We start from the raw sequence: 24581 nt of genomic DNA, 5'->3' as shown, positions 1-24581 counted from the left end.
GCGGAGCGGAGTGCCGTCATGAACGGTGGCCGGTTGGTGGTCGTCGGCAACGGGATGGTCGGGCAGCGCTTCGTCGACGCGCTGCGCGCCCGCGACCCGCGGGGGCGGTGGCGGGTCACCGTGCTCGCCGAGGAGAACCGCCCGGCGTACGACCGGGTGCGGCTCTCGGCCTTCTTCGACGGGGTCGGCGCCGAGGAGCTGAACCTGCACACCCCCGACGACGGGGTGGAACTGCGCCTGGGCGAGCCGGCCACGCAGATCGACCGGGAGCGGCGGCTGGTACGCACGGCGGCCGGCGAGCACCCGTACGACGCCCTGGTGCTGGCCACCGGCTCGTCCGCGTTCGTACCGCCGGTGGACGGCGCGTCCCTGCCCGGGGTCTTCGTCTACCGCACGCTGGACGACCTGGCGGCGATCCGGGCGTACGCGCGGGGCCGGCGCACCGGTGCGGTCATCGGCGGCGGGCTGCTCGGGCTGGAGGCGGCGAACGCGCTGCGGCTGCTCGGGCTCGACGCCAGCGTGGTGGAGTTCGCGCCCCGGCTGATGCCCGTTCAGGTCGACACGGCCGGCGGCGCGATGCTCCGCCGCTACGTCGACGAGCTGGGCGTGGCGACCCACCTGGGCGTCGCCACCACCGCGCTGCGACCCGGGCCCGACGGCGCGGTCGCCGGGCTGGAGCTGGCCGACGGGACCGTGGTCGACGCCGACCTGGTGGTGGTCGCCGCCGGCATCCGGCCCCGCGACGAGCTGGCCCGGGCGGCCGGTCTCGCCCTGGGCCCGCGCGGCGGGGTGCTGGTCGACGACGCCTGCCGCAGCGCCGACGGGCGGATCTGGGCGGTCGGCGAATGCGCCGCCGTCGACGGCGTCTGCCACGGCCTGGTCGCCCCCGGGTACGCGATGGCCGAGGTGGTCGCCGACCGGCTGGTCGACGGGGCGGCCACCTTCCCCGGGGCGGACACCGCCGCGAAGCTGAAGCTGCTCGGCGTGGACGTGGCCTCGTTCGGCGACGCGCACGGCACCACGCCGGGCTGCCTCGACGTGACGTTCACCGACCCGGCCACCCGGGTCTACGCCAAGCTGGTCCTCTCCGACGACGCGCAGACCCTGCTCGGCGGGGTGCTGGTCGGCGACGCGAGCGCGTACCCGACGCTACGGGCCAGCGTCGGCGGCCCGCTGCCCGCTCCCCCGCTGGCGCTGCTGGCCCCCGCCGGCGCGCCGGGCGCGGACGCGGCGGCACTGCCCGCCGCCGCCCAGGTCTGCTCCTGCAACGCGGTGACCCGTGCCGACATCGACGACGCGATCACCGGTGGCTGCGCGGACGTGCCGACGCTGAAGGCGTGCACCCGGGCGGGTACGAGCTGCGGCTCCTGCGTGCCGATGCTCAAGCAGCTCCTCGACGCCGCCGGGGTGCGGCAGTCCAGCGCGCTCTGCGAGCACTTCGACGCCAGCCGGCAGGAGCTGTTCGACATCGTGCGGGTGCGCGGCATCCGTACCTTCTCGCAGCTCGTCGCCGAGCACGGCCGGGGTCGCGGCTGCGACATCTGCAAACCGGTGGTCGCCTCGATCCTCGCCTCGCTGGGCACCGGGCACGTGCTGGACGGCGAGCAGGCGTCGTTGCAGGACACCAACGACCACTTCCTGGCCAACCTGCAACGCGACGGCAGCTACTCGGTGGTGCCCCGGATCCCGGGCGGAGAGATCACCCCGGAGAAGCTCATCGTGATCGGCGAGGTGGCCCGCGACTTCGGGCTCTACACGAAGATCACGGGCGGGCAGCGGATCGACCTGTTCGGGGCCCGGGTCGAGCAGCTTCCGCAGATCTGGCGCCGGCTGGTCGACGCCGGCTTCGAGTCCGGCCACGCGTACGGCAAGGCGCTGCGCACGGTGAAGTCCTGCGTCGGCGAGACGTGGTGCCGCTACGGGGTGCAGGACTCGGTCGGGCTGGCCGTCGCCCTGGAGCTGCGCTACCGGGGGCTGCGCGCCCCACACAAGATCAAGTCGGCGGTGTCGGGCTGCGCCCGCGAGTGCGCCGAGGCGCGCAGCAAGGACTTCGGCGTCATCGCCACCGAGACCGGCTGGAACCTCTACGTCGGCGGCAACGGCGGCTTCCGGCCCCGGCACGCCGACCTCTTCGCCACCGACCTGTCCACCGAGGCGCTGGTCCGGCTGATCGACAGGTTCCTGATGTACTACGTCCGCACCGCCGACCGGCTGCAACGCACCGCCGCCTGGATCGAGGCGATGGAGGGCGGGCTGGAGCACCTGCGCGCCGTCGTCGTGGACGACTCGCTCGGCCTCTGCGCCGAACTCGACGCCGCGATGGCCCGGCACGTCGAGTCGTACTCCGACGAGTGGCGCGACGTGCTGGAGGACCCCGTACGACTGCGCCGGTTCGCCTCCTTCGTCAACGCCCCCGACGTGCCCGACCCGTCCATCACGTTCGCGCTGGAGCGGGGCCAACCCGTCCCGGCGGGCCGTACGCCGGCCGACGGGGTCCGGCAACCGGTCGCGCTCGGCATGCCGGAGCTACGGCGATGACCACCACGACGCCCGGACTGCTGGAGGTACGGCGATGACCATCACGATGACGACGACGTGCACCTGGGCGCCGGTCTGCCCGCTCGACCGGCTGGAGCCGGAGCGGGGCGTCGCCGCGCTCGTCGACGGCGTGCAGGTTGCCCTGTTCCGCACCGCCGACGGGCTCTACGCCATCGACAACCTCGACCCCGTCGCCGGCGCGTACGTGCTGTCACGCGGGATCGTCGGCAGCCGGGGCGGGGTGCCGACGGTCGCGTCGCCGCTGCACAAGCAGGTGTACGACCTGCGTACCGGCGCGTGCCTCGACCTGCCCGGCGTCGCCGTGCCCCGGCACGACGTGCGCTGCCGGGACGGCCTGGTCGAGGTGCGGCTGCGACGGGAGGGGTGAATGCGCGACGAACTGGCCGGCTTCACCATCGGGGTGACCGCCGACCGGCGACGGGACGAACTCGCCGCGCTGCTGCAACGGCGGGGCGCCCGGGTGGTGATCGCCCCGGCCCTGCGGATCGTGCCGCTGGCCGACGACACCGACCTGCGTGAGGCCACCCGGGCCTGCCTGGACCGGCCGCCGGACGTCCTCATGGCCAACACCGGCATCGGGATGCGCGGCTGGCTGGAGGCGGCCGAGGGCTGGGGGCTGGCCGAGCCGCTGCGCGGCGTGCTCGCCGACGCGTACGTGGTGGCCAGGGGTCCCAAGGCACGCGGGGCCATCCGGGCCGCCGGCCTGCACGACCAGTGGTCGCCCGACTCGGAGAGCTGCGACGAGGTGGTCGAGCACCTGTGCCGGCGCGGGGTGGCCGGGCAGGTGGTCGCCATGCAGCTGCACGGCGAGCGGCAGCCGGAGTGCACGCTGGCGCTGGAGGAGGCCGGGGCGACCGTGATCGAGGTGCCCGTCTACCGGTGGGCGCCGCCGACCGACCCGGCCCCGCTGCACCGCCTGATCGACCTGGTCGCCGGCCGGCTCGTCGACGCGGTCACCTTCACCTCGGCCCCGGCTGCCGAGGCGCTGCTACGTGCCGCCGGGGACCGCTGCGACGCCGTGCTCGACGCGTTCCGGGGCGACGTGCTCGCCAGCTGCGTGGGCGCGGTCACCGCCGAGCCGCTGCTGCGGCGCGGGGTGCCGGTCAGCGCGCCGGCCAGGGCCCGCCTGGGCGCCCTGGTCCGGACCATCGTCGACGAGCTGCCGCGCCGTACGGTCACCCTGAAGGCGGCCGGTCACCTGCTCACGCTGCGCGGGCACGCCGCCGTGGTCGACGGGGAGCTGCGCCCGCTCGCGCCGGCGCCGATGGCGGTGCTGCGGGCGCTGTGCGGCTCGCCGGGTCGGGTGCTGTCCCGGACGGCCCTGCTGCGCACGCTGCCGCGCGGCGCGGACGAGCACGCCGTGGAGATGGCGGTGGCCCGGCTGCGCGCCGGGTTGCGCGCGCCCCGGGTGGTGCAGACGGTCGTCAAGCGCGGCTACCGCCTCCGGGTCGACTGACGCGACCCGGAGACGGTGGCCGTCCCGTTCAGCCGACCGGCGCCGGGTAGCCCCGGCCGTGCTCGGCCTCCAGGCGGAGCATGGCGTGCTCCACGACGGTCACGAGCACCTGCTTGACGGCGTCCCGATGCCGGGCGTCGGTCAGCACCAGCGGCACGTCCGGCGAGATGGCCAGCGCCTCGCGGACCTCCTCCAGCTCGTACTGCGGTGCGCCGTCGAAACGGTTCAACGCCACGACGTACGGCAGCCGGCGGTTCTCGAAGTAGTCGAGCGGCGCGAAGGCGTCGGTGATCCGGCGGGTGTCGACCAGCACGGCCGCCCCCACCGCGCCCTTGATGATCTCGTCCCACATGAACCAGAACCGGGTCTGACCCGGCGTGCCGAAGAGGTACAGGATCAGGTCCTCGGCCATGGTGATCCGGCCGAAGTCCATGGCGACCGTGGTGGTCTGCTTCCCCGGCACCTTGGACGGGTCGTCGATGCCGACGCCGGCCGCGGTCATCACCGCCTCGGTTCTCAGCGGGGTGATCTCCGAGATCGCGCCGACCAGCGTCGTCTTGCCCACGCCGAAGCCGCCCGCGACCACGATCTTCGCGGAGATGATTCCCCGGTTTCGGCGGGCCCCGGCGGGGTCATAGCCTGCGAAGTCCACTTAGCACCCTTCCAAGGATTTCCATCCGCTCCTCGAACCCCTCGGCGGGAGCGGCAGTGTGTAGCGTCAGCAGGCTCTCGGCCACCATGTCGGCGACCAGCACCCGGGTGACGCCCAGCGGCATCCGGGTGTACGCGGAGATCTCGGCCAGCGACTGTGCCCGGCCCTCGCAGACGGTGGCGATGCGGTGCTTGTCGTGCCCGGCGAAGCGGGCCTCCGCGGCCTGGGTCGCGCTGGCCGTCAGAACCGCCTCCAGGGCGATGTCCATCCGGGCCTCGGTCCGGCCGCGGGTGACCGCGTACGGCCGTACCAGCGCACCACGTGGGTCCACGCGCCGTTGGTCCATCGACGATCACCTCCTCTCCCGGCCGGGCCCCTGGTCGGGCACCGGGTCTTCTCGTTCCTGGCGACGTACGGCCCGCACGTCGCGTCCCGCTAGGACCGCACCGCGTCCCGGGGCAGCGGCACCAGCGCCGCACCGACCCGCTCGACCAGCAGCGCCATCTCGTAGCCCACCTGACCGACGTCGCAGCTGCGGGCCGCCAGCACGGCCATCGACGAGCCGTCGCTGATCGACATCAGGAACAGGTAGCCGCTGTCCATCTCGATGACCGTCTGGAGCACGCCGCCGGCGCTGAACATCCGGGCGGCGCCCTCGGTCAGGCTGACCACGCCCGAGGTGATCGCGGCGAGCTGGTCCGCCCGGTCCGCGGGCAGGTCCCGCGAGGAGGCGAGCAGCAGCCCGTCGGCGGACACCGCCACCACGTGGGCGATTCCCGCCACGCTGTCGGCGAAGTTGGTGAGCAACCAACTCATGTCCTGCATGGCCGCTGGCCTGTTCATCGACTCGTCTCCTTGGTCGAGGTGCTGTTCTGGTCCGTGCCGGCCGCCCGGCCGCGCTGCACGCCGCGGTGGTAGGCCGACAACAGGCCCCGAACTTCGTCCGGGGTACGCCGGCTGCGGTCGCGGCCGCCCCGGGGCTCGATCCCGCCCGGCACGAGCTGTGCCTGCGGCTGCCGCTTGGGCAGCCCCGAGCGGGTGGTGCCGGCGGTGGCGGGGGCCGCCGCCCGGCTGGCCCGGGACCAGCCCTCGTCTGCCGCCGTCCGCCAGGCGTCCGTGTCGGTCGCGGGCGCCGCCGGCGGCGGGTCCGCGACCGGCGCCGCAGGCGGGGTGGGGGGTGCCGCGGGAGGCGCTGCGGGGGGTGTGTCCGGCGTGGTGGGCCGCGCCGCGGCCGGCGGGGTGTACGACGGCGGTGCCGGCTGCGCGGTCGGTGCGGTGGTGTCGGTGCTGCCCGGCGTACGCGTGGGCAGCCGCGGCGCGCGGGGCGCCGGCGCCGGCTGGGCGGCTGCCGGCGCGGCGGCGCTCGGCGCGGCGGCGCTCGGCGCTCCGGCGGCCTGCTGCGCGGCGGGCGACTGGCTGAAGTCCGGGCGGGTGAAGATGGCCGTGGCGTCGTTACCGTGCGACCGGAACCACACCGCCTCCATCTCGCGGAAGATCGGCGCCTCGGCCGGCAGCTCGGGGCGCGGGGTGATCGGCGCGGCCGGGGCGGGGGCGAGCGGGGCCGTGGCGGCCAGGTTGGCCCCGAGGCCACGGCCGGTGCCCTGGTCGGAGCCGGCGAGGCCCGCCGACAGCCCGGCGGTGGCCGGCGAGCCGGCGATCGGGCCCACCGGCAGCCCGGGCGTACCCGGGGCCGCGGCCTCCCCGCCGGGGACGCGCTTGGGCAGCGCCTCGACCGTGGGGTACGCGACGGTCGGCGTGCCGACCGAGACGCCGCCGAAGGCCGGTCGGGCCGGGGGCGCCGGCGGGGCGGGCGGCGGTGTCGTCGGCAGGCCACCTGCCTGCACCGGGGCCGTGGTGTCCCGCGCCTGCTCCGGGGCCTGCCACGGCGCCGGGGCGGCGGAGCGCCACTGGTCGGTCAGGGTGGCCGAGGCGGTACGCCCGGCGCCGGCCGGCTCGGCGAGGCCGGCCGGGGTGAGCGGGTTCTGCTCGACCGCGAGCGGCTGCCGGGGCCGGGTGATCTGCTGGTCCCGGCTGTGCACGGGCGGCAGCACGACCGTCGCGGCGGGCAGCGTCACCTGGGCGACGGTGCCGCCCTCCACGTTGCGACGCAGCTCCACCCGGATGCCGTAGCGGGAGGCCAGCCGGCTGACCACGGCCAGGCCCATGAGCCGGAACGCCGCGACGTCGACGCTCGGCGGGGCGGCCAGTCGCCGGTTGAGCGAGTCGAGCTGGTCGTCGGTCAGGCCCAGACCCCGGTCCTCGACCTGGATGAGGACGTAGTCGCGGATCCGGCGGCCGTCGGCGACCACGGTGGTGGTCGGCGGCGAGAAGCGGGTGGCGTTGTCGAGTAGCTCGGCGACGAGGCGGACCACGTCGTTGACGGCGTGCGCGGCGACCGAGATGTCGGTGTCGACGGTGCCGAACTCGATGCGGTTGTAGAGCTCCACCTCGGACTGCGCGGCCCGCAGCACGTCCACCAGCAGGGCGTCGTCGCGGCGCGGCACGGCGGAGTCGGCGCCGGCCAGGACGAGCAGGTTCTCGTCGTTGCGGCGCATCCGGGTGGCCAGGTGGTCCAGCTCGAAGAGCTGCGCGAGCCGCTTCGGGTCCTCCTCGCCGCGCTCGATCGCGTCGAGCTCACCGATCATGCGGTCGACCAGGGTCTGACTGCGCCGGGCGAGGTTGAGGAACATCGCCGAGACGCTGGTACGCAGCGCGGCCTGCTCGGCCGCCACCCGGACCGCCTCGCGGTGCACGACGTTGAAGGCGAGCGCCACCTGGCCCACCTCGTCGCGGTTGTTGAGCTGGATCGGGTCGCGTACCTCCCGGACGATCTCCTCGACGCCGCCGTCGCCGACGTTGCCGACGTTCTGCAGCCGCTTGACCGCGTCCGGCAGGTCGTGGTTCGCCACCGAGAGGGCGCCCTCCCGCAGCCGGCGCAGCGAGTGGTTGAGCGAGCGGGCCAGCACCACGGCGAGGGTCACGGCGACGATGAGGGTGAGCAGCACCAGCGCCGTCTCGATGACGGCCTGCCGGATGACGTCCGAGCGGGCCTGGTCGGCCTGGCTGAGCAGCCGGTCCTGGAGCCGGATCTCGGCCCACCGCATCAGGTCGTTGACGGCGCCGATGGCGGCGGTGGCGTCCTGGGCGGTCACCAGGGAGGGCTGCCCGACCGAGCGGGTGATGTCGGCGGCCACCCGGTCGGCGAGGGTGACCGCGTCGCCGGAGACCGTGCTCTCGACCAGGGCCCGCTGGGTCGGGTCGGCGGCGAGGGTGAAGGCGCCCAGCGCCTCCTGCTGGCTGGTCAGCGTGGCGACGAAGGAGGAGAACTGCTCCTCGTCGAGCCGGCCGCCGACGAGGGCGGTGAAGGCGACCGACTGCTCCTCGGCGACGGCCGCCTTGGCGCGGGCGAACGCGGCGACCGCGCGCCGGGCGTCCGCGAGCCGCTCGTCGCCGGGCAGCTGGGCCAGCCCGTCGCCGTACGCGACCAGGTCGGTGATGATGACGCCGTAGCGCAGGGCCGCCTCGGCGACCGCCATCTGCTGACGGTCCAGCACCTCCTGCCGGGTGGCGGCGAGCGTCTCCAGGTGCTCGTCGATGGTCGCCAGCCGCTCGCGTACGGCGGACGGCAGGTCACCGATCCGACCGCGCTCGGCCCGGTACGCCGCGACCCGCTCGTCGGTGCTGCGGACCCGCAGGTTGTAGGCGTCGGCCTTCTGCTGCGGGGTCGACAGGAAGGCAGCGGCGGCCATCCGCTCGGCGTGCAGGTCCTGCGTCAGGGCGGAGACGTCGATGGAGAGCGCGGTCAGCGCCCGGGCCTGGTTGGCGTCGAAGGTGTTCTCGCCGACGGCGACGAGTCGGACCGTCGCCAGCGCGAGCACCGCGGCGACCGGCACGACCAGGATCAGCGCGAGCTTGGAGCGGATCCGCACGTCGCGGAGCCGGGGCAGCCGACGCCGCTTCGGCTGATCGGTGTCGCCACTCGCGGGCAGGGTCGTCGGTCCGGTGCTCACGACATCGCCTCCGTCGTTTCTTCCACGCCTGCCCCGCCGACTCGCGCCCGGTGCAGCGGACTGCGCCACACGCGGCACGGCCGCGATTTCATCAGAAGTGATCCTGTTTGGGAAGTCGCAGCGGGGTAGGAAACGGTCGGAGGGCACGCATCCCGTGATCCGGTCAACTAATACCTTCAATTCTCCATGCCCGTGAACAGGGCATGTAACTCCAGAGTGGTCATCCGTGTCGTATTAGTAAGCGTTTGCAAACTTCCCGTTGCCCCACCATGTGGGATACGCGTCCCGAAACGCTTCAGACGCTCCGCTTGACCGCAGGGCCCGGCGTTGGCAAGGTTTTGCAGGCTTCGCGCACACCGTACGGCAGACCGATCCCGTTCCTCTACTGAGGACGGACAACCCGGCGGTGACCGGGTATCGCCCGGGCCGCATCTGGAGGACTGAGTTGAGCCCCATCCGCTCCGCGACCGCCGCGGCGCTCGCATCGGCCGTGCTGGCCACCACGCTCACCGGCTGCCAGTTCGGGGCGGACGAGCAGGACACCAGTCCCATCGTCATCGCCGCGGACCTCGAACTCTCCGGCGCCGCCGCGCCCGTCGGCAAGGCGTACCAGCGGGCGCTGGAACTGAAGGTCGAGCAGCTGAACTCCTCCGGTGCGCTGAACGGCCGGAAGGTCGAGCTGAGGGTGAAGGACAACCGGTCGGACGCGAGCGAGTCGCTGCGCAACATCGGTGACTTCAGCGCTGATTCCCAAGTCAGCGCCATCATCATGGGCGGCTGCAACGAATGCGCCGTCGGTGCCGTACGCACCATCAACGAGAAGCGAATTCCCACCATTGCGCTCGCCGCGTCCAGCGCCGTGTCCACCCCGGTCGCCGAACGGCGGTACGTGTTCAAGCTCTCGCCGAACGCGGCCGACAGCGCCGCCGCCCTCGCCGGCGAGATGCGCCGCAAGGGCGTACGCAAGGCGGGCGTGCTGCACAGCGACGACGCCTACGGCCGCGAGGGGTCGACCGCGCTGCGCGCCGAGTTCGCGAAGGCCGGCGTCAAGCTGCTGCGCGAGGAGGCCGTACGCACCACCGACACCGAGGTCGGCCAGCAGGTCAAGGACCTGATCGCGAAGAAGCCGGACGCGCTGGTCGTCTGGACCCCGGCGGAGCAGGCGACACTGGCCGCCACCGCCGCGCAGCAGGCCAAGTTCGAGGGCGACCTCTTCTTCGACGCGGCGGCGGCCGGCGACCTCTTCCTCGGTGCCGCGTCCCGGGCCACCGAACGCGCCACGCTGGTCTTCACCCAGACCATGGTGATCGACGACGTGATCGCCACGACCCCGGCGAAGGCGGCCCGCCGGCAGTGGTTCCAGGACTACACCGCCCGCTTCGGCAGCTACAACGGCTCCTCGTCGTTCGCCGCCGACGCGGTGCAGCTCATCGCCGACGCCGAGCTGCGCTCGGGCGGCGAGCCCGGTGAGGTCGACCGCGACGGCATCCGGGACGTGCTGGAGACGACCCAGCTGGACGGCCTCTCCGGGCCGATCCGGATGACGCCGGACAACCACTCCGGCCTGATGCCGCAGGCCCTCACCACCCTGGTCGCGCGCAACGGACGCTGGCGCCTCGCGAGCTGACCGGTAGGTGTGGCCCGCCGGAGAACGGCGGGCCACACCGGCGGTTGGCCGAACGGGTCAGCGGGCCGAGGTGGTGGCGCGCACCCACGGCAGGGCGAGCCGCTCGACCAGGGACAACGCGCTGTAGAGCAGGATGCTCATCAGCGCGATCAGCACGATCGCCGCCCAGGCGGTCGCGGTGTCCCCGATGCCGTTGTACTGCAGGATCTGGTAGCCCAGCCCCGCCTTGTCCGAATAGAACTCGCCGATCACCGCGCCGATCGCGGCCAGCGGCATCGCCACCTTGAGCCCGACGAAGATCTGCGGCAGCGCGGCGGGGAAGCGCACCTTGCGGAACGCCTGCCACCACGAGGCGTTCAGCGACCGGGCCAGCTCGGCCAGGTCGTTCGGGGTGGTGGTGAGGCCGGTCGCCGTGGAGAGCACGATCGGGAAGAAGCAGAGCAGGAACACCATGGTCAGGATCGGCTTCGAGCCCCAGCCGACCGAGACCACCAGCAGCGGGCCCAGGGCGATCTTCGGCACCGCGTTGACCGCGACCAGCAGCGGCGCGAACATCCGCTCGACCCGCCGGGACGCGGCCAGGGCCATCCCGATCAGCACCCCGGCCACCGCCGACAGCAGGAAGCCGACCACGGTCATCGTGGTGGTCACGCCCAGCGACGGCAGCAGCACGTCGCTGCCCGCGACCAGTGCCTGCCAGACCGCCTGCGGCGGGGGCAGCGACACCGGGTGCACGAGTTGCAGGCCGGACGTGACCAGCCACCAGGCGGCCAGCGTGATCACGGCGCCGAGCAGCGGCAGCCCGACGGCCGCCGGGCGTACGGCGGACCGGCGCGGGGCTGCGCCGGTGGCTGCGGGCCTCTTCCCGACGTGGCCGGACCGGCTAGCGGTCGTCTCCGTCACGGGTTCTCCTCTCCTGCCGGCCGGGCCGGCACGCGACGGGGGTGCGGCCGCCGGGTCGCCCCGGTGGACCGCACCCCCGTGCCGTAACGGCGGCCGTCAGGCCTTCGGCGCGAGGCTGAAGTCGATGATCTGATCGGGGGTGATGTTCTGCTTGAGCGAACCGGCGCCCTGCAGGATCGCGATGCTCTTGGCGACCCGGCCGCTGTCCAGGGTGCCGAGCTGGGTGCCGGAGTTGTTGGAGCGCACGTAGCCGGCCATGAGCTGGAGCTCGGCGGCGGCCGCGGCGGGGTTCGCGGCGTCGACGTTCTTCTTGAGCAGCTCACCGGCCTCCTGCGGGTTGGTCAGCGCGTAGTCCAGGCCCTTCATCAGGGCCGCGGTGAACCGCTTGACCATCTCCGGCTTCTCCTTGGCAATCTTGGCGGAGGTGATCAGCACGTTGCCGTAGAGGTCCTGCATCACGTTGCTGTAGGGCAGCATGACGGCCTTCTGCTTGGTCACCGTCTCGATGGTGGGCTGGCCGACGACGAACTGGCCGATGCCGTCCACCGTGCCGGAGCCGAGCATGCCCATGAGGTCCTGGGCCTGGCCGTTGACCCAGGTCACCTTGCTCGCGTCCACGCCGGCCAGCCGGGCGTACGTCGGGAAGAGGTTGCGCACGACGGAGGTGGGGGTGTCGGCGAGCTTCTTGCCCTCCAGGTCCTTGGGGGACGCGATGCCCTTGCCCTCGACGGTGGCGATGGCGGCCATGGTGCGCTGCTGGATCGCCGCGACCGCGACGAAGTCCTTGGCCTGGCCGTTGCCGACCTGGAGCAGACCGCCGGTGAGGTCGATCGGGCCGAACTGGGCCTGGCCGCCGACGATCTGCTGGATCACCGCGCCAGTGCCCTGACCGGGCTTGATGTCTACGTCGAACCCGGCCTCCTTGAAGAAGCCCTTCTCCTTTGCGACCCAGGCGTAGGAGTCACGGCCGAAGTTGCCGAACGAGGTGAGGTAGGTCACCTTCTCCAACGCCGTGCCGTTGCCGCTCTTGGCGTCGGCGCCGGAGTCCGAGTCGCCGCTGCACCCGGAGACCAGGGCAAGGGCGGTGGCCAGCGCAGCGGCAGCGACCGTACGGGTCAGCCTTCTCATCAGTGCACCATGTCCTTTCCGACCGGAGCGGCGCGCCGCCACCGGAGGGGTTGTCTAGGTTGGCCGGCCGAGGGGTTGGGCCGATACCAACCGTCGTGAGGGGACTCTTAGCGGGGGACAGCGTACGAGAAACCGACCCCGACAATGCCAGGCGTATGGGTTTCGTTACGCAAAAATCCTCGCGTCCACCCCGGACGACGTGCAGTCCACACGAGCCGGTTACCCTGGGCCGCGACTGCTGATCGCCCACTCAGGGAGGCCGCCGGAGATGATCCAGCTTTCCGGGGTGTCCCGCACCTTCGACGGCCGCAGCGGCCGCGTCGAGGCGCTGCGCGGCATCGACCTCGACGTCGCCGCCGGCGAGTTCGTCGCCGTACTCGGCCGCTCCGGTTGCGGCAAGTCCACGCTGCTGCGCCTGATCGCCGGCCTGCTCCCGGTCAGCGACGGCAGCATCACCGTGGCCGGTACGCCGATCACCAAGCCGCGTCCGGACATCGCGATGCTCTTCCAGCGACCGGCCCTGCTCCCCTGGCGCACGGTCCTGGACAACGTCCTGCTCCCCGTGGAGATCTTCGGCTGGAAGCGGGCCAAGCACCGCGACCGGGCCCGGGAGCTGCTGGACCTCGCCGGGCTGGCCGGCTTCGAGAAGCGGCTGCCGCACGAACTCTCCGGCGGCATGCAGCAGCGGGTGTCGCTGTGCCGTTCGCTGATCGGCGAGCCCCGGGTGATGCTGATGGACGAGCCGTTCTCCGCGCTCGACGCGCTGACCCGCGAGGAGCTCTCCGGCGAGCTGCAACGCGTGCACATGACCTCCGGGGCCACCATCGTGTTCGTCACCCACTCGATCGACGAGGCGGTACTGCTGGCCGACCGGGTGGTCGTCCTCAGCCCCCGCCCCGGCCGGATCCGCAAGGTGGTCGACGTGAACATCCCGCGACCGCGCACCCTGGGCCGCAACGCGCACCTGGCCGACGTCGCCCGGGTCAGCGCCGACCTGCACGAACTCCTCATGGAGCGGGACCTGCCGGCGACAGCCGGCGCGGAAGGACGATGAGCATGCGGGTCACCGTCTTCACCGAGCCGCACCGGGGCGCCAGCTACGACGACCAGCTCCGCTTCGCCCGGCTGGCCGAGGACGGCGGCTTCGAGGGCTTCCTCCGCGCCGACCACTACCAGGCGATGGGCGACGAACCGGCCCTGCCCGGCCCGACCGACGCCTGGCTCACGCTGGCCGCGCTGGCCCGCGAGACCAGCCGGATCCGGCTCGGCACCCTGGTCACCTCCGCCACCTTCCGACCACCCGGCCCGCTGGCCGTGATGGTGGCCCAGGTGGACCAGATGAGCGGCGGTCGCGTCGAACTCGGCATCGGCGCCGGCTGGTACGAGCGGGAGCACACCTCCTACGGCATCCCGTTCCCCGCCGTCGGCGAACGCTTCGACCGGCTGGCCGAGCAGCTGGAGATCGTCACCGGGCTGTGGCGGACGCCGCCGGGCGAGACGTACAGCTTCACCGGCGACCACTACCGGCTGGTGGACGCCCCCGCGCTGCCGAAGCCGGTGCAGGTGCCCGGCCCGCCGATCATCGTCGGCGGTCGCGGCCCGAAGCGCACCCCCGAACTCGCCGCCCGGTACGCCGACGAGTTCAACATGCCGTTCAAGACCGTCGCGGAGACCGCCGCCGCGTACGAGCGGGTGCGGGAGGCCTGCGACCGGACCGGCCGGGCCGAGTCGGGACGCGCCCCGCTCACCCTCTCCGCCGGGATCGTGGTGGCGATCGGCCGCACCGACGCCGAGGCCCAGCGCCGCGCCGCCCCGCTGCACGTCAAGAGCGCGCTGCCGCCGGAGGACCCGGTGGTCGGCTCGCCCGCGCAGCTCGTCGACCGGATCGGCGAGTTCGCCGCGATCGGCGCCACCCGGGTGCACCTGCGGCTGATCGACCTCGCCGACCTCGACCACCTGGAGCTCATCGCCGCCGAGGTGCTCCCCCGACTGGACGGAACCCGATGACCGACGCGCACCTCGAACTCGGGCCGGTGGGCCAGGAGATCGTGTACGAGAACGACCGGGTCCGGGTCTGGCACATCCGCCTGGAGCCGGGCGAGCGGCAGCCGCTGCACCGGCACGACCATCCGTACCTCGTGGTGGCGATCCAGGGGGCGAAGAACGTCGTGCAGACGATCGACGGCACCCTCATCGACGCCGACGAACCGACCGGCGGGGTCGTCTACCGGGACCCGGGCGCGGTGCACATGCTGACCAACGTGGGCGACACGACCTACCTGGCCCGGCTGGTCGAGCTGAAGTAACCGCCGGCCGGCGGGTCACCCCCGCTCGCGGCGCGCCGGTGGCGGCCTGGTCAACAGGTGCGTAACGTGCCGGACATGGCCTTTCGGACCTGGGGCAGACTGCTGCTCACCGCGCTCGGGGTGAGCCTGCTGGCTGGGGCCGGTCAGCTCGGCATCGCCTTCGGCTTCGGCGTCGTCCGGCTCACCGGCACCTTCACCGGCACCACCGTCAACCAGTGGCCGGCCCAGCTCGTCTGGGCGGGCTGGTTCGCCGCCAACGCCGCCGTGGTGGGCGCCGTGCTCACCGAGCGCCTGGCCCGCCGGGACGGAGGGCTGGCCGGCACCGGGCGTCTGCTCGCCGTCGCCGGCGCCGCCGCACTGGGCGCCACCGTCGTCGCGCCGCTGTGCATGCAGCCCGCCCGGGCGGCCGAACTCGTCTCGGTGGACCCCGTCTGGGCCGTCGGCATCTGCGCCGTCCTCGGTGCGGTGGCCGGTGCGGGCGCCGCCCTCGCCGTACTGCTCCAGCCGCCGGTGGGGTGGAACATGGCGGCCGTCGCGGGCGCCGTCTGGCTGCTGGCCCTGATCTCGGTGACGCCGTCGCTGCTGTCGACCGGGCCGCTGGGGACCGTACGCCTGGGGGTGCTGGAGCCGGCGTCGCTCGACGCCGGCGCGGCGCAGCGGCTGGCCCTGGTCGTCCTGCCGCTGGTGGCCCTGCTGGCCGGCGCCGCGACCGGCGGGCTGGCCCGCTGGCGCGGCCACCCGCCGCTGGTCAGCGGCGCGACGGGAGTGGCGGGGCCGGTGCTGGTCGCGTTCGCCTACCTGACCGCCGGTCCCGGCGACACCGCCGACCGCTACCAGCTCACGCCGTACTACGCGGCGCTGCTCGCGGTGGCCGCCGGCGCCCTCGGGTCGGCCGCAGCCGCGCTGCTGCGCTGGCCGCTGGTCGCCCGCACCGCCCCCACCGGAGCCATCGAGCCGACCGACATCCTGCGTCCGTTGCCGGCCGGTCCGGCCCTGCCGCACGCCCCGGCGTCCGCCGCCGGGGACGAGCCGGAGACGGTCGACCTGGCCGGCGCCACCCTGGCCACCACCGACCGGGCCGGCGGTACGGACTCCGGCGCGGTCACCACCGCCACCGGCGACGGCCGGGAGCCCCGGACCGTCCCCCCGCACTGGGACTGGCCCGCCGAGGGAGGAATCGCCCCGGCCCCCGCCGCCCGGACGGGCGCGGGTCCGCAGCGGACGGCCGGCTCCGACGCCCCGGCCGCAGCCGACCGCCCGGTCGCACCGGAGCCCGCCCGTACGCCGGACGCCGCCGCCCACGCCCCGACGGCCCCGTCCGTCCCGGCCACCGCCGAAGCGACGCCCGTCGCCGAAGCGTCACCCGACTTCGAGGCGCCCTCCGTCCTCACGGCGTCGACGGCCGCCGAGGCGACGCCCGCCGGGCAGCCCCTCCGGGAGGCGACGCTTGCCGGACGCCCGGCCAGGGAGACGACTCCCCCGGTACAGCCGGCCGAAGCCCCGACGCCAGCCGCGCAGCCGGCCGAGGGCACATCGGCTGCGCAGCCGCCCGAGGGGGCCACGCCCGCCGGGCAGCCGGCCGAGGGATCCACGCCTGCAGGGCAGCCGGCCACGGCGAGCGCGCCCAAGCCCCGCCGTACCCGCAAGCCCCGGTCCACGCGCCAGGTCGCCCCCGCGGCGGCATCCGAAGCTGCGGACCCGACGCCCACCGCCGAGGCCCCGACCCCCGTGACCGGGGACCCGACCAGCGCCGCTCCGGAACCGACGCCCACCGCTGCGGAACCGACGCCCACCGCTGCGGACCCGAAGCCCGGGGACGCGGACCCGACGCCCGCCGCCCCGGACGCCCCCGCGATCGCGGACACCGCCGCGAACAGCACGACGGTCCCCGCTGCCGGCGCCGCGCCGCCGCCCGTCCCCGCGTGGCCGGTCCCGCCCCGGCCCCAGGCCGACACGGCCGACGTCGCCCGGCCCGCCACCGAACCCGCGGCCGAGAGCACGCCGCGGCCCCGCCACCGGGCCCCGATGCCCGACCTGGCCCGCGCCGCGAGCTGGGAGGCGCTCGCCACCGCGCGCCGGGGCGGTCCCGCCCCGGTGTCCGCCGACAGCACCCCGACGAACGGCGGCACCGCCACCGGGGCGGAGGCGTCGCCCGGATCCGCGTCGCCCGGCGAGGCCGAGCAACCCACCGGGCGGGGCCGGGGCCGGCTGGCCCTGTTCCGCCGCAACCGGTCCCGGGCCGAGGAGGCCCCGGCCGGACAGGAGCCCGAGCCGCTGCCGGCGCAGGACGAGGAGTACGTGGACTGGGTCACCGGCCTGAGCAGGGCGGTCCCGGACAACGAGCCCGAGCAGGAGAACGGCCGGCGGTCGTTGCGCTCCACCGGCCGCCACCACCGCGACTGACCCGACCGACGACGCCCGCCCCGCCCGGAGGACCGAGCAGGGCGGGCGTCGTCGATCTTCCGGCAGTCCGACAGCTCGGACGGGCGGTCGCGGCGCTCAGGCCAGCGGCAGGTAGACGCGGCCGCCCGAGGAGAGGAACTCCTCCGACTTGTCCTTCATGCCGCGTGCCGCGTACTCCTTCAGCTCCTGCGTGATCTTCATCGAGCAGAACTTCGGGCCGCACATCGAGCAGAAGTGGGCGGTCTTCGCCGGCTCCGCCGGCAGGGTCGCGTCGTGGTACGAGCGCGCGGTCTCCGGGTCCAGCGACAGGTTGAACTGGTCCTCCCAGCGGAACTCGAACCGCGCCTTGGACAGCGCGTCGTCCCACGCCTGCGCCCCGGGATGCCCCTTGGCCAGGTCGGCCGCGTGCGCCGCGATCTTGTACGCGATCACGCCGGCCTTCACGTCGTCGCGGTCCGGCAGCCCCAGGTGCTCCTTCGGGGTCACGTAGCAGAGCATGGCGGTGCCGAACATGCCGATCATCGCGGCGCCGATCGCCGACGTGATGTGGTCGTACGCGGGGGCGATGTCCGTGGTCAGCGGGCCGAGGGTGTAGAAGGGCGCCTCGTGGCACCACTCCTGCTGGAGGTCCACGTTCTCCTTGATCTTGTGCATCGGCACGTGCCCGGGGCCCTCGATCATCACCTGGACGTCGTACTCCCAGGCGACCTTCGTCAGCTCGCCCAGGGTGCGCAGCTCGGCGAACTGGGCGGCGTCGTTGGCGTCCGCGATCGAGCCGGGGCGCAGCCCGTCGCCGAGCGAGAACGTCACGTCGTAGCGGGCCAGGATCTCGCACAGCTCGCGGAAGTTGGTGTAGAGGAAGTTCTCCTCGTGGTGCGCCAGGCACCAGGCCGCCATGATCGAGCCGCCCCGCGAGACGATGCCGGTCACCCGGTCCACCGCCAGCGGCACGTACGGCAGCAGCACCCCGGCGTGCACCGTCATGTAGTCGACGCCCTGCTCGGCCTGCTCGACGACGGTCTCCCGGAAGACCTCCCAGCTCAGCTTCACCGGGTCGCCGCCGACCTTCTCCAGCGCCTGGTAGATCGGCACGGTGCCGATCGGCACCGGCGAGTTCCGCACGATCGCCTCGCGGGTCTCGTGGATCCGCTTCCCCGTCGACAGGTCCATCACCGTGTCCGCGCCCCACCGGGTCGCCCACGTCAGCTTCTCCACCTCCTCGGCGACCGACGAGGTGACCGCCGAGGTGCCGATGTTGGCGTTGACCTTGACCAGGAACGCCTTGCCGATGATCGCCGGCTCGCACTCGGGGTGGTTGACGTTGAGCGGCAGCACGGCCCGCCCGGCGGCGATCTCGTCGCGGACGAACTCCGGCGCCATCCCCTCCCGGATCGCCACGAACTCCATCTCCGGCGTCACCACGCCGGCCCGCGCGTACGCGAGCTGGGTGGGGCGCCGCCCGTCGGCGCCCGCGAGCGGGGTGCCCGCGCCGCGGACCGGGGCCACGTCGCCGCGCTCGGCGATCCACGCCCCGCGCAGCGGCGGGAGCCCCACCTCCGGGTCGGAGCCGGGTCCGGAGGTGTCGTAGAGCCGCAGCGGCGGGTTGCCGCCGGCCAGTTCCACCTCGGCGAACGGCACCCGCACGTCCGGCCGGGATCCCTCCACGTACACCTTGCGACGTGCCTGCACGACAGCCTCCCTGGTGATCAAGCGGACCAGCCGAAGTGGTCCAGCGGGCCGCGTCCCGCGCCCAGCTCCCAGTCCCGCGCGCCGGTCAGCGCGCGGAAGACGTACTCCTTGGCGGCGGCGACCGCCGTCGGCACCGGGTCGCCGAGGGCCAGCCGCACGGCGATCGCCGCCGAGAACGAGCACCCGGTGCCGTGGTTGTGCCGGGTGTCGACCCGGGGCCCGCGCAGCAGGGTGGTGACGCCGCCGCCGTGCAGCACGTCCACCGCCTCGCCGTCGGCGTCCACGTCGCCGCCGGTCACCACCACGTGCGCCGGGCCGCCGGCCGCGAGCGCCTCGGCGGCGGCGACCATCTCCTCGACCGTGGTCACCGGGCGTCCGGTGATGGCCGCGGCCTCCGCGCAGTTCGGCGTCGCCACCTCGGCGTACGGCAGCAGCCGCTCGACGGCCGCGACCACGCCCAGCCGGTGCCCGCTGGTGGCGACGAGCACCGGGTCGACGACGAGGTGCGGCAGCCGTCCGTCCTTCGCGGCGTCGGCCACCGCGTCGGCGACCGCCGGGGTGCCGAGCATGCCCGTCTTGGCGGCCCCGACGGCGAAGTCGGCGAGCACGCTGTCGAGCTGCTCGGTGACCGTGCGCGGCGGCAGCGGCAGCACGGCGTCGACGCCCCGCGTGTTCTGCGCGGTGACGGCGGTGAGCACGCTGGTGCCGTACGCGCCGAGGGCCGCGAAGACCTTCAGGTCGGCCTGGATGCCGGCACCGGCGCCGGAGTCCGAGCCGGCGATGGTGAGCACGGTCGTCGGGGTCATCGTTCCTCTTCCGTGGTGGCGTACGGGAGCCCGCGCCGGGCCTGCGCGGTGGTGGCGGTTGCGGGCTGCGGCCGGCTGCGCGCCGCCCCGGCAGGATCCGGGCTGCCGTGCGGGGTCCGCGTCGCCCCGGCGGGATCCGGGCTGCCGTGCCGGGTCCGCGTCGCCCCGGCGGGATCCGGGCTGCCGTGCCGGGTCCGGCTCGCCGTGGCGGCGGCTGCCGTGAGGGTGGCTGCCGCCGCCTCGGGGTCGTCGGCGCGCATGACGGCGCCCAGCACCGCCACCCCCACGGCACCCGTCGCGACGCAGGCGGTCACCTGGCCCGGGCTCTGCACTCCGCCGAGCGCCAGGACCGGCACGGGGCTGACCGCGATGAGCGCGCCAAGCCCGTCCGGGCGCAGCGGTGGGCCGTGGCCGGGCTTGGTGCTGGTCGGGTAGACGGGCGAGAGGGTGGCGTAGTCCTCCGTGGTCAGGCGCGCCAGCTCCACCCGGTCGTGGCAGGAGCGGCCCACCAGGCCGAGGCGCGGCGGCGGGTACGGTCCCGCCGACGGCAGGTGCACGGCGTCCCCGTCGAGCGGGTCGGGGCCGGCGACGATCAGCGTGCCGCCCGCCTCGGCGAGGATCGCACGCAGGTCGACGGCGAGGGCGGCGCGCTCGGCCCGGGGCAGGTCCTTCTCCCGCAGCACCACCCACCGCACTCCCCCGGCCACCGCCCCCGCCACGACCTCGGCCAACGGCCGCCGCGCCTGCCACCGGTCGGTCAGCAGCAGGACGCCGGCCGGGCCGCCCGAGATCTTGGTGGGAAACGGCCCATCCAGGGGCCCTTCCGTACCAAGATCCGTAGAAGCGGGACCAGAGCTGGCGGTCACAGGTCCGGCCGTCCCTCGTCGGGGGTGGAGGCGAGCGCGTGGAAGCGCCGGGCGATCCGACCCGCCCCGTACGCGAGCCGGCCCGCCTCGACCGCGTACCGCATCGCGGTGGCCATCGCCACCGGGTCGGCGGCGCGGGTGACCGCGCTGGCGAGCAGCACGGCGTCGCAGCCCAGCTCCATGGCGAGCGCGGCGTCGGAGGCGGTGCCGATGCCGGCGTCCAGGATCACGGGCACGTCGACGCCCTGCCGGATCAGCCGGATGTGGTGCGGGTTCGACACGCCCAGGCCGGAGCCGATCGGCGCGCCCGCCGGCATCACCGCGGCGCAGCCGACGTCGGCCAGCCGGCGCGCCAGGATCGGATCGTCCGAGGTGTACGGCAGGACCACGAACCCGTCGTCGACGAGCTCCTCGGCGGCGCGCAGCAGCTCCACCCCGTCGGGCAGCAGCGTGCGCTCGTCGCCGATCACCTCCAGCTTCACCCAGTCCGTGCCGAACGCCTCCCGGGCCAGGTGCGCCACCTTGACGGCCTCGCCCGCCGTGTAGCAGCCGGCGGTGTTCGGCAGCAGCCGCACGCCGCAGCGGTCCAGCAGGTCCAGCAGGCCGCCGGCGGTGCCGGGGGCGGTGTCGACCCGGCGCAGCGCCAGGGTGACCAGTTCGGTGCCGGAGGCGCGGATCGCGTCCTCCAGCACCCGCAGGTTGGCCGCGCCGCCGGTGCCGAGGATCAGCCGGGACGTGAAGCTCACGCCACCCAGGTCGAAGCTCACCCCGTCACCCGCCCTGCGCGGCGCTGAGCACCTCGACGCGGTCGCCGTCGCGCAGCACGGTCGCCGGCCAGCCCGTACGCGGCACCACCTCGCCGTTGACCGCGACGGCGAGGCCGCGCTGCTGGTCGGTGACCGCGCGGACGAGGTCCGCCACCGTCGAGCCGCCGGGCAGGTCGCGCCCGGCGCCGTTCACCGTCAGTTCCACGTGTGCTCCTCCTCGGGTACGAAGGGACCGGCCCGCCCGGCCCCTGCGGCGTCCGGCCCGACGGATCCCGTCGGTCTGGCGGCGGACGGCGCGGCGGCGGCACCCGGCCCGGCGGATGCGGACGGTGCGGTGGCACCCCGCGCGGCAGCGGCGGACGGCGCGAACCGGGCCGGGGTGAAGGGGGCGAGCAGCGGGTCCACCGCGCCCGTGACGACCAGGTCGGCGATCAGGTCGGCGGTGACCGGCGTGAGCACGATGCCGTGCCGGTGGTGCCCGGTCGCGGCGAGCACGCCGGGCCGGCCGGGCAGCGGGCCGAGGATCGGGGCGTTGTCGGGGGTGCCGGGACGCAGGCCGGCGAGGGTCTCCACCAGGTCGTACTCGGCCAGCTCGGGCAGCAGGTCGACGGCGGCGCGGAGCAGGCGCAGCACCGCCCCGGCGGAGACGTCGGTGTCGGAGCGCTCCTCGACGGTCGCGCCCACCACCACCTCCCCGTCGACGCGGGGGACGAGATAGACGTGCTCGCCGTCGGCGTACCCCCGGATGACGTGCCGGAAGCCCGGCGCGCCGCCACCGGGCGCGCGGAGCCGGACCAGCTGGCCCTTCACCGGTCGCACCGGCAGTCCCGTCAGGGCCGCCGCGCCGCAGCCGGCCGCGACGACCGTGACCCGGGCGTCCACCTCGGACAGGGCACGCACGGCGGCGGGCACCAGCGCGGCGCCGGCCCGCTCGGCGGCCACGCGCAGCGCCGGCACCAGCCGGCGCGGGTCGACCTGGTGGTCCGTGGCGGCGAACGCACCGCCGCGCACCCGGGGGGCCAGCGCCGGCTCGCGGTCCCGCAGCGCCGACGGGCGCAGCGGCGTCACCGGCAGCCCGATCCCCTGCTGGTACGCCCACAGCCGGCGCGCCTCGGCCAGGTCGTCGGCGGTCAGCCCGACCATCAGCGTGCCCTCGCTCCGGTAGCCGACGTCCACGCCGGTGGCGGCGGTCAGCTCGGCGGCGAACGCCGGCCAGCGGGCGGCGGAGGCGGTCAGCAGTCCGGTCAGCTCGTGCTCGCCGAAGTACGCCTCCGCGACCGGGGCGAGCATCCCGGCGGCCACATGGGACGCGCCGGAGCCCGGGGCGGGATCGTGCACGACGACCCGCAGTCCACGTTGCGCGCAGCGCCAGGCGATCGCCAGCCCGACCGGTCCCGCCCCCAGCACGGCGACGTCCGGCCGGTTCAGCACCCCAGGGCTCCCAGCAGCTCCGCCGTCGCCCGGGCCGGATCGGCCGCCCCGGAGAGCGCCCCCACCACCGCCACCCCGTACGCCCCGGCCGCCAGCAGCGCGGGCACGTCGGCGGCGGTCACCCCGCCGATCGCGACGACCGGCACGTTCACGGCGGCGGCGACGGCGCGCACCCCGGCCGGGCCGATCGGCGCCGGCAGCCCATCCTTGGTGCTGGTGGCGTTGCAGGGGCCAACGCCCAGGTAGCTGGCTCCGGCAGCGACCGCCTCGGCCGCCGTACCCGGCTCGCGGGCGGTGGCGCCGAGCACCGCCGTCGCGCCGAGCACCCGGCGGGCCGCCCCGGCCGGCAGGTCGTCCGCGCCGACGTGCCCACCGGCGGCGCCCACCGCCAGCGCCACGTGCAGCCGGTCGTTCACCAGGCAGGTGGCGTCGTACCGGGCGCAGAGCGCGACGACCCGGCGGGCCAGGTCGTACGCCTCCCGGTCGGTGGCGTCGTCGGTCACCCGGACCTGCACGACCAGTTCCGCGCGGGCCACCGGAAGGGCAGCCCGCAGCACGGCGAGCGGATCCCGCCCGGGGCGGGTGTCGGTGATGAGATGCAGTCGTCCGAGGGACGGCACGGCAACACTCCTCCCTGCGCCGGCATTACCCGGATCAGGTTCGACGGTCGGGGGCTCACAGCCCCCCTCTCAGCCCGGTGTACCGGGCTCCCGTGGGTCACTTGCGGGTGTCACCGTACGACGGATCGCCGGATCCGCCAAGGTCGAGCTGCGGATTTCACACCGACCGCCCCATCCCGACGCCGGGGGCGGCACGTGAGCGCTCCGTCACGCGATGCTGTCCGGATGCCCTGCGCCGCCCGGGTACCCGCCTGGCCTTCCTGCCGGGCCAGGCCCCGGACGAGGCAGGGCGGGCGCGTCCCGTCAGAGAATCGCGCGCAGGGCTTCGAGGTCCTCGTCGGTGGGCTGCCAGGTGCCCGCCTCCGCGTTGGCGCGTACCTGCTCGGGCGTGGTGGCGCCGGCGATCACCGAGGTCACCGCCGGCTGGGCTGCCAGCCCGCCGATGGCCACCTGGAGCATCGACAGCCCCCGCTCGGCGGCGTACGCCTCGATCGCCTCGATGGTGTCCCAGTCGGCGGCGGCGAGGCGTTGCGCGTACCGGCCGCCACCGGCGAGGCGGCTGCCGGCCGGCGGGGCCTCGTTGCGCTTGTACTTGCCGGTGAGCAGCCCGTTGGCCAGCGGGAAGAACGGCAGCAGCCCGAGGCCGAACCGCTCGCACGCCGGCACCACCTCGGCCTCGACGCCACGCTCCAGCAGGCTGTAGTGGTTCTGCGCGCTGATGAACCGGGACCGGCCGTTCGACGAGGCCACCCAGTCTGCGTCGGCGATCTGCCAGCCGGCGAAGTTGGAGTTGCCCAGGTAGCGGACCTTGCCGGCGCGCACGAGGTCGTCGAGCGCGGCGAGCGTCTCGTCGATCGGGGTGCCGGGGTCGGGCTCGTGCATCTGGTACAGGTCGATGTGGTCGGTGCCGAGCCGGCGCAGCGACGCCTCCACCGCCCGGGCGATGTAGCGACGCGCGCCCCGGGCGCCGAAGTCGGGGCCGTTCATGCCCTCCATGTCCATGCCGAACTTGGTGGCCACCACCACGTCGTCGCGCCGGCCCTTGAGCGCCTGGCCCAGCAGTTCCTCGGAGCCGCCCTGCGGTTCGCCGTAGATGTCGGCGCTGTCGAAGAAGTTGATCCCGGCGTCGAGCGCGGCGTCGACCACCGCCCGGGTGCCGTCGAGGTCGAGCTTGCGGCCGAAGTTGTTGCAGCCGACGCCGACCACGGACACCACGAGCCCGGAGTCGCCCAACCGGCGGTAGGTCATCTCTGTCACGAGATCCACCCTATGCCGGCCACGAGCCGCACGCCGAGGAGCTGGAAACCGACCCGCCCTGGTCAGCCGCGCACGACGGCGACGGAAAGGGCGACGACCCG

General features: G+C 74.6%; 22 protein-coding genes and 1 riboswitch. Of the genes, 8 read left to right on the top strand and 14 right to left on the bottom strand.

Translation table 11 applies throughout. The annotated features are described in order from the left end of the window. The first annotated feature begins 18 nt into the window (after positions 1-18). Genes nirB through GA0070610_RS01740 form a run of 3 tightly spaced genes read left to right on the top strand, consistent with a single transcriptional unit; the run spans position 19 to position 4015 of the window. Positions 19-2538 carry a nitrite reductase large subunit NirB gene (nirB, locus tag GA0070610_RS01750; RefSeq protein ID WP_088998391.1) on the top strand — a complete coding sequence of 840 codons (2520 nt, stop codon included), beginning with the start codon at positions 19-21 and terminating at the stop codon, positions 2536-2538. A gap of 34 nt (positions 2539-2572) precedes the next feature. Then, positions 2573-2926, top strand: coding sequence for a nitrite reductase small subunit NirD (gene nirD, locus GA0070610_RS01745; RefSeq protein ID WP_231925876.1), 354 nt, complete (start codon positions 2573-2575; stop codon positions 2924-2926). Beyond that, a complete protein-coding gene (locus GA0070610_RS01740; RefSeq protein ID WP_088998390.1) occupies positions 2927-4015 on the top strand; it encodes a uroporphyrinogen-III synthase in 1089 nt (362 codons plus the stop codon). A gap of 28 nt (positions 4016-4043) precedes the next feature. Here GA0070610_RS01740 and GA0070610_RS01735 read toward each other — a convergent pair whose 3' ends face one another. The 4 genes from GA0070610_RS01735 to GA0070610_RS01720 all read right to left on the bottom strand — a co-directional run bounded on the left by GA0070610_RS01735 (position 4044) and on the right by GA0070610_RS01720 (position 8677). Continuing rightward, positions 4044-4667: a GTP-binding protein gene (locus tag GA0070610_RS01735; RefSeq protein ID WP_088998389.1), complete on the bottom strand. Its 624-nt coding sequence runs from the start codon at positions 4665-4667 to the stop codon at positions 4044-4046. Further along, complete coding sequence (locus GA0070610_RS01730) at positions 4648-5013, bottom strand: DUF742 domain-containing protein (RefSeq protein WP_088998388.1); 366 nt, start codon at positions 5011-5013, stop codon at positions 4648-4650. Before GA0070610_RS01730 ends, GA0070610_RS01735 begins: the two co-directional genes overlap by 20 nt. A gap of 89 nt (positions 5014-5102) precedes the next feature. Then, positions 5103-5510 (bottom strand): roadblock/LC7 domain-containing protein, encoded by a 408-nt coding sequence (locus GA0070610_RS01725; RefSeq protein ID WP_067359650.1) that lies wholly within the window; start codon positions 5508-5510, stop codon positions 5103-5105. Further along, positions 5507-8677, bottom strand: a complete 3171-nt coding sequence (locus GA0070610_RS01720) for a sensor histidine kinase (RefSeq protein WP_088998387.1) — start codon at positions 8675-8677, stop codon at positions 5507-5509. Before GA0070610_RS01720 ends, GA0070610_RS01725 begins: the two co-directional genes overlap by 4 nt. Positions 8678-9122: 445 nt before the next feature. Here GA0070610_RS01720 and GA0070610_RS01715 point away from each other — a divergent pair, with 445 nt between their 5' ends. Beyond that, positions 9123-10304 (top strand): ABC transporter substrate-binding protein, encoded by a 1182-nt coding sequence (locus tag GA0070610_RS01715; protein WP_088998386.1) that lies wholly within the window; start codon positions 9123-9125, stop codon positions 10302-10304. Positions 10305-10361: 57 nt separating this feature from the next. Here the strand turns inward: GA0070610_RS01715 and GA0070610_RS01710 are convergent, their stop codons facing one another. Together GA0070610_RS01710 and GA0070610_RS01705 are read right to left on the bottom strand one after the other, a co-directional pair. Beyond that, positions 10362-11207, bottom strand: coding sequence for an ABC transporter permease (locus GA0070610_RS01710; RefSeq protein WP_088998385.1), 846 nt, complete (start codon positions 11205-11207; stop codon positions 10362-10364). A 96-nt stretch (positions 11208-11303) separates the two neighbouring features. Then, entirely contained in the window at positions 11304-12335 is a 1032-nt protein-coding gene (locus GA0070610_RS01705; RefSeq protein ID WP_088998384.1) for an ABC transporter substrate-binding protein, read from the bottom strand. A 268-nt stretch (positions 12336-12603) separates the two neighbouring features. On the opposite strand from GA0070610_RS01705, the gene GA0070610_RS01700 reads away from it, so the two are divergent. The 4 genes from GA0070610_RS01700 (at position 12604) to GA0070610_RS01685 (ending at position 17044) form a co-directional block, all read left to right on the top strand. After that, entirely contained in the window at positions 12604-13389 is a 786-nt protein-coding gene (locus GA0070610_RS01700) for an ABC transporter ATP-binding protein (RefSeq protein WP_088998383.1), read from the top strand. 2 nt (positions 13390-13391) lie between these two features. Then, entirely contained in the window at positions 13392-14342 is a 951-nt protein-coding gene (locus GA0070610_RS01695; protein WP_088998382.1) for an LLM class F420-dependent oxidoreductase, read from the top strand. After that, entirely contained in the window at positions 14339-14641 is a 303-nt protein-coding gene (locus GA0070610_RS01690; protein WP_088998381.1) for a cupin domain-containing protein, read from the top strand. Before GA0070610_RS01695 ends, GA0070610_RS01690 begins: the two co-directional genes overlap by 4 nt. 75 nt (positions 14642-14716) lie before the next feature. Then, positions 14717-17044: a hypothetical protein gene (locus tag GA0070610_RS01685; protein WP_088998380.1), complete on the top strand. Its 2328-nt coding sequence runs from the start codon at positions 14717-14719 to the stop codon at positions 17042-17044. Between the two features lie 96 nt (positions 17045-17140). Here the strand turns inward: GA0070610_RS01685 and thiC are convergent, their stop codons facing one another. The 8 genes from thiC to GA0070610_RS01645 form a co-directional block, all read right to left on the bottom strand. Beyond that, positions 17141-18733: a phosphomethylpyrimidine synthase ThiC gene (gene thiC / locus GA0070610_RS01680; RefSeq protein ID WP_088998379.1), complete on the bottom strand. Its 1593-nt coding sequence runs from the start codon at positions 18731-18733 to the stop codon at positions 17141-17143. Positions 18734-18750: 17 nt separating this feature from the next. Then, positions 18751-19539: a bifunctional hydroxymethylpyrimidine kinase/phosphomethylpyrimidine kinase gene (gene thiD / locus GA0070610_RS01675; protein ID WP_088998378.1), complete on the bottom strand. Its 789-nt coding sequence runs from the start codon at positions 19537-19539 to the stop codon at positions 18751-18753. Then, complete coding sequence (locus GA0070610_RS01670; protein ID WP_392567308.1) at positions 19536-20330, bottom strand: thiamine phosphate synthase; 795 nt, start codon at positions 20328-20330, stop codon at positions 19536-19538. Before GA0070610_RS01670 ends, thiD begins: the two co-directional genes overlap by 4 nt. A 71-nt stretch (positions 20331-20401) precedes the next feature. Then, the gene (locus tag GA0070610_RS01665) at positions 20402-21172 is read right to left on the bottom strand and encodes a thiazole synthase (protein ID WP_088998377.1); all 771 of its coding nucleotides are present in this window, start codon (positions 21170-21172) and stop codon (positions 20402-20404) included. Positions 21173-21176: 4 nt separating this feature from the next. Next, the gene (thiS, locus tag GA0070610_RS01660) at positions 21177-21377 is read right to left on the bottom strand and encodes a sulfur carrier protein ThiS (protein ID WP_088998376.1); all 201 of its coding nucleotides are present in this window, start codon (positions 21375-21377) and stop codon (positions 21177-21179) included. Next, complete coding sequence (gene thiO / locus GA0070610_RS01655; RefSeq protein WP_088998375.1) at positions 21368-22603, bottom strand: glycine oxidase ThiO; 1236 nt, start codon at positions 22601-22603, stop codon at positions 21368-21370. Before thiO ends, thiS begins: the two co-directional genes overlap by 10 nt. Further along, positions 22597-23223 (bottom strand): thiamine phosphate synthase, encoded by a 627-nt coding sequence (gene thiE, locus GA0070610_RS01650; protein ID WP_088998374.1) that lies wholly within the window; start codon positions 23221-23223, stop codon positions 22597-22599. The genes thiO and thiE overlap by 7 nt, the downstream gene beginning before the upstream one ends. Then, positions 23218-23326, bottom strand: a riboswitch (TPP riboswitch). Its footprint overlaps the gene before it by 6 nt. A 200-nt stretch (positions 23327-23526) precedes the next feature. Further along, complete coding sequence (locus tag GA0070610_RS01645) at positions 23527-24489, bottom strand: aldo/keto reductase (RefSeq protein ID WP_172896346.1); 963 nt, start codon at positions 24487-24489, stop codon at positions 23527-23529. Positions 24490-24581 lie beyond the last annotated feature (92 nt).

It is taken from the genome of Micromonospora echinofusca, assembly GCF_900091445.1.
Classification (GTDB): Bacteria; Actinomycetota; Actinomycetes; order Mycobacteriales; family Micromonosporaceae; genus Micromonospora; species Micromonospora echinofusca.
The sequence above is the reverse complement of the archived record's forward strand: the minus strand, read 5'-3'. Positions and strand labels throughout refer to the sequence as shown.